This window comes from Methylobacterium sp. (genome assembly GCF_019750675.1).
GTDB lineage: Bacteria > Pseudomonadota > Alphaproteobacteria > Rhizobiales > Beijerinckiaceae > Methylobacterium.
In genome coordinates this window covers 1-4,710 of the sequence record NZ_JAIEOF010000449.1, presented here as the reverse complement: position 1 = coordinate 4,710, position 4,710 = coordinate 1, and the positions used below count along the sequence as shown (strand labels likewise).

Below are 4,710 nucleotides of genomic sequence, written 5' to 3'. Positions count from 1 at the left end.
CCGGGCTCGTGGATGGGGCAACCGTTGAAGCGCTGCCGGAACTCGGCCGAGTGCCGGTAGGGGATGTTGCGGGCGCGGTTGATGTTGCCCAGCGGCTGGTGCGCGGCGAGGCCGGTCCAGACCGAGAAGCGCATTTCCTCGTCGACGGCCTGCACCCGCGCGGCGTCCCAGCTGTCCTGCGGCCGGATGGTGATGAGCCCGACGCGCTGGAACGGCGCCTCGTCCTCCTTCCACTCCACGGTCGGATCCTCGACGGGCTGGCGTTCGAGGTCGCGGCAGAGCTGGACCCGGAACTCCCAGACGCCCTCGATGCCGCGCATCTCGGCACGCACCGTCTCGCGGATCGCGTCGGGACGGCCGGACGCGTCGATCTCGGTGCCGGTCAGCGCGGTCAATCCGGGGGCCACGGGCGCGACGGAGAACTTCGCGATGTAATCGCCGTAGCGGAACGGGGTGACGCTGTAATAGGTCTCGCCGAGGGGATCGACGTTGGGCGCGCCGCCGAGGGACGCGATCGTCGTGCTCTCGACGCCCACCGCCTGCAGGGCCTTGTTGACCCCGCGCAGCACCGTCGAGGCCGCCACCTTGAGGCCCTCGGCCCGGTCGGTGGTGCCGGCCAGCAGCTTCAGGCTGCCGAGGAACTTGTCGGCGCTCGGCGCCTGGAAGACCGTGCCGTTGACCATGATGAAGTTCTGCGTCGTGCCCTCGGCGCCGGGCAGGCGCTCGCCCTCGACGTCGAGCACCTTCAGGGCGAGGCCGCGCGGCAGGGAGACTGCATCGGGCAGGATGTCGCCGGCATTGGTGGAGAGGCGCATGTAGACCGGGTGCTCGCCGGCCCTGGCGAACAGGCCCTGCGCGAGTTCGGGCGGCAGGTTCGCGTCGACCGTCAGGACCCCTTCCAGGATGCCGTGCGACTTGGCGTGCACCGAGCGGACCGCGTGGCCGGAATCCTCGGCCACCTTGTGGAGGATCTTGTCGAAGGTCTTGTTCAACTGTTCGATCGTCTCGCCCTCGTCGGGCTTCACCTGCTCGACGTCGGGCGTATAGCGGACTGGCGCTTGCAAGGTCTGGGGCTCCGGTGCAGTGCTATCTCGACGTGAACAACGCGCAAATCGGTCTGTTCCCCAAGCGGGGGACCTTCAAGACTGCGTGACCGCGGGGCGTCCAGCCCGGGCAGGCGCGCAGGCCCGATCGGACACGGGTCTGGGCCCGGAACCGCGAATGTGACGTTTATACCCCTGGTCTGATCCGGATCGTTCCGTAGAACGGTTCCGATCAACAGGATTGCCTTCGCTTGAACGACCATGAGGACGGCGCGCGGATCGACGCCGAGATCGCCAGCACCGTCGCCGGCTCCGATCCGTTCGCCGCGGCGGTCCGCGCGACGCGGATGCCCATGGTGATCACCGACCCCCGGCTGACGGACAACCCCATCGTTTACGTCAACGACGCGTTCGTGACGCTGACCGGCTACGGCCGCGACGAGATCATCGGCCGCAACTGCCGCTTCCTGCAGGGGCCCGAGACGAACGCCGAGGACGTCGCGCGGGTCCGAGACGCCATCGAGCGGCGCGTGACGATCGAGATCGACCTGAAGAACCGGCGCAAGGACGGCACGGCGTTCTGGAACCGCCTCCTCGTCTCGCCCGTCTTCGCGCCCGACGGCGAACTCACCTACTACTTCGCCTCCCAGTACGATGTGACCCTGGAGAAGGAGCGCCTCGTTCTCCTCCAGCGGGACCGCGACGCCCTGGAGGCGGAATCCGAGCGCCGCTCCCTCGAACTGATTCAGAGCGAGGAGCGCCTCCGGTTCACACTGAAGGCCGGGCGCCTCGGCGCCTGGACCCTCGATCTCGGGGTCATGCGCCTGGTCTCCTCGGACGGGTTCAAGGAGAACCTCGGCCGCGCGCCGGGCGATTCCCTGACCTACGAGGAGATGCTGGCGGCCATCCACCCGGACGACCGGGCCCGGAAACTCGCCGCCCGGGACGCGGCGATCGCCGGGCACTCGGACTACGACATCGAGATCCGGGTCATCACGCCACGGGGCGAGACCCGCTGGCTGCAGTTCCGCGGCCAGGCCTCGTACCGCGCCGACGGCTCGCCCCTGACCATCGCGGGGATCAGCCTGGACATCACCGACCGCAAGCGGGCGGAGGAGCACCGCGACCTCCTGGCGGGCGAGCTCAACCACCGGATCCAGAACACCTTGGCCACCGTCCAGTCCATCGCCCGGCAGACGCTGCGGGGCGCCGCCTCCCTGGAAGAGGCGCAGGTGGCGATGGAATCCCGCCTGCGCTCGCTCTCGGCCGCCACGGAGATGCTGGCTCGCGGCAGCGGCGACTGGGCGACCCTGACGGAGGTGGTCATCGCGGCCCTGCACCCGTTCGGCGTCGAGCAGGACCACCGCTTCAGGATCGGCGGCCCGATCCTGCGTCTCGCGCCTCGGGTCGCCCTGGCCTTCGCCCTGGCGATCCACGAACTCGCGACCAACTCCGTCAAGTACGGCTCCCTCTCGACGGATGACGGCCGCGTCATCGTGAGTTGGGATGTCGTGGACGGGTCGAGCCCCGACCGGCTCTGGTTCCAGTGGCAGGAGGTGGGCGGCCCGCCGGTCTCGCGGCCGACGCGCACCGGCTTCGGCTCCCGGATGATCGAGCGGGCCCTCGCCCGGGAGATCGGCGGAACGGCCGAGATCGACTACCGCCCGCGCGGCGTCGTGTTCACGGCCGAGGCGCCGCTGCCCGAGATCACGCGGGACTGACGATCACGCGGGACTGACGATTCCCGCAGGAGCTTTTCGCGGCCTGACGCGTATGGCTTCCATGGCAGGTCCAGATCCATCGCCGTCCCCGTTCGCCCTCGTCGTCGAGGCGAGCATCCTCGTGCGGATGGACGCCGTGAACATCCTGGAGGATGCCGGCTTCCGGGTCCTGGACGTGGGCACGGGCGACGAGGCCATCAGGCTCCTGCGCCAGCACGGCCCCGCGTTCACGCTGTTGTTCACCGCCGTCGGCCCGCCGGGCCCGCAGGACGGGTTCGCGCTGGCACGCATGGCCGCCTCGGATCACCCGCATATCAGCGTCGTCGTGGCGTCGGGCCACGACAAGCCGGGCCCGGGCGACCTGCCGGATTCGGCCTGCTTCATCGAGAAGCCGTTCAGTGCCGGCATCGTCCGCGAACACCTCCGGCGGATCATGCCGGAAGACCGGAAGCCCGCGCCCTTGCGCGCCAAGCCTGTCCCGACGCACTGACCGTGTGCAGAACGGCGGGGCATCGGATGCGCCCTCCGTCCGGTGACGCGACGCGGACAGGTTCGGGGATTCCCATGGACGGGAACGAAGCGGGTCGGGTTCTGATCGCCGGGGGCGGCATCGCGGGGCTCGCCATGCGGCGGGCGCTGCGACGCGCCGGGATTTCCGCGCTCACCCTGGAGCGGCGCCGGGAACCGGCGGATGGCGGCCTCGCCATCAACCTGCCGGGCAACGCGGTCCGGGCCCTCGCGCAACTCGGCCTCGCCGAGGCCCTCGGCGCCGTCGGCGCCCCGGTTCGCCGGCGCGAGTACCGCACCGAGCGGGGGCGCCTGCTCTTTGCCGTCGACGAGGCGGCGTTCTGGGGAGCCGAGGCGGCCCCCCGCTGCGTCCGACGCGCCGACCTGGCGCGTCTCCTGACCGGAGACGGGCCGGCCGACGACATCCGGTACGGATGTGCGATCGCGGCGATCCGGCAGCAGGCGGACAGCGTCACCGTCGCCTGCGAGGACGGAACGACCGAATGCGGAGGCCTGCTCGTGGGCGCGGACGGCGTGCATTCCCGGGTCCGGCGCGACGTGTTCGGTGCTCAGGCCCTCGGCGCGGCGCTGCTGGCTCCGGCGAGCTGGCGCTTCATGGCGCCCAATCCCGGAATCGATGCCTGGACGCTCTGGGCCGGATCGGGAGGCCTGTTCCTGCTGATCCCGGTCGACGCGGACGAAGTCTACGGGTGGGTCTCGGTCGGCGGATCGGGCGCGCGGGGGCACGACCTCGCCGCGGCGCGCGGGGCCTTCGCCGCCTTCCCGGCCCCCGTGCGCGACACCCTCGATGCGGTTCTGGCCGATTCCGGGCGCGTCCATCATTCGCCCCTCGAGGAGGTCCGGATTCCCGGCTGGACACGGGACCGCGTGGTACTGGCCGGGGACGCCGCGCACGCCACGGCCCCCGTCTGGGCACAGGGCGCCGCCCTCGCCCTGGAGGATGCGCTGGTGCTGGCCGCCCTGCTGGCGGAGCGCGCCGACTGGCGCACGGTCGGTCCGGCCTACGAGGCCCTGCGCCGGCCCCGCGTGACCCATGTCCAGGCCATGACCGACCGCCTGTCGCGGACCGCCCGGATGCCGGGCTGGGCCAGGAACCTCGTGCTCCCGGTGCTCGGACCCCGCAGCTACCGCGCCACCTACGCCCCGCTTCGCATCGCTCCGCCCGGTCCGGCCCGGACGCGGGATTAACCGTCCGCTTACCGAAACCCGGGAGGGTGCCGCTCCGAATTGGCTCAAGGAGACAGCATGTCCGAGACGATCGACACCGTTGGCGTTGCCGGCGACCGTATCCGCTCGATCATCGAGCGCGTCGAGAAGGTGGAGGAGGAGATCAAGGAGCTGATGGAAGCCAAGAAGGAGATCTTCCTGGAAGCCAAGGGCGAGGGCCTGGACGTGAAGATCCTCAAGGAGATCCTCAA

The 4,710-nt window shown here is 70.7% G+C and carries 5 protein-coding genes; 4 read left to right on the top strand and 1 reads right to left on the bottom strand.

The genetic code is table 11. The annotated features are described in order from the left end of the window. A partial coding sequence (locus tag K2X24_RS23605) for a catalase family protein (RefSeq protein WP_292501707.1) occupies window positions 1-1,064 on the bottom strand: 1,064 nt, incomplete at its 3' end. A 230-nt stretch (window positions 1,065-1,294) separates the two neighbouring features. Between K2X24_RS23605 and K2X24_RS23600 the strand changes: the two genes are divergently transcribed. The 4 genes from K2X24_RS23600 to K2X24_RS23585 form a co-directional block, all read left to right on the top strand. Then, window positions 1,295-2,764 carry a PAS domain S-box protein gene (locus K2X24_RS23600; protein WP_292501705.1) on the top strand — a complete coding sequence of 490 codons (1,470 nt, stop codon included), beginning with the start codon at window positions 1,295-1,297 and terminating at the stop codon, window positions 2,762-2,764. A gap of 61 nt (window positions 2,765-2,825) precedes the next feature. After that, window positions 2,826-3,254 carry a response regulator gene (locus tag K2X24_RS23595; protein WP_292501703.1) on the top strand — a complete coding sequence of 143 codons (429 nt, stop codon included), beginning with the start codon at window positions 2,826-2,828 and terminating at the stop codon, window positions 3,252-3,254. 74 nt (window positions 3,255-3,328) lie between these two features. Beyond that, a complete protein-coding gene (locus K2X24_RS23590) occupies window positions 3,329-4,480 on the top strand; it encodes an FAD-dependent monooxygenase (protein WP_292501700.1) in 1,152 nt (383 codons plus the stop codon). Window positions 4,481-4,537: 57 nt separating this feature from the next. Then, window positions 4,538-4,710: GapR family DNA-binding domain-containing protein (locus K2X24_RS23585; RefSeq protein ID WP_292501709.1), on the top strand; the 173-nt coding region annotated here is incomplete at its 3' end.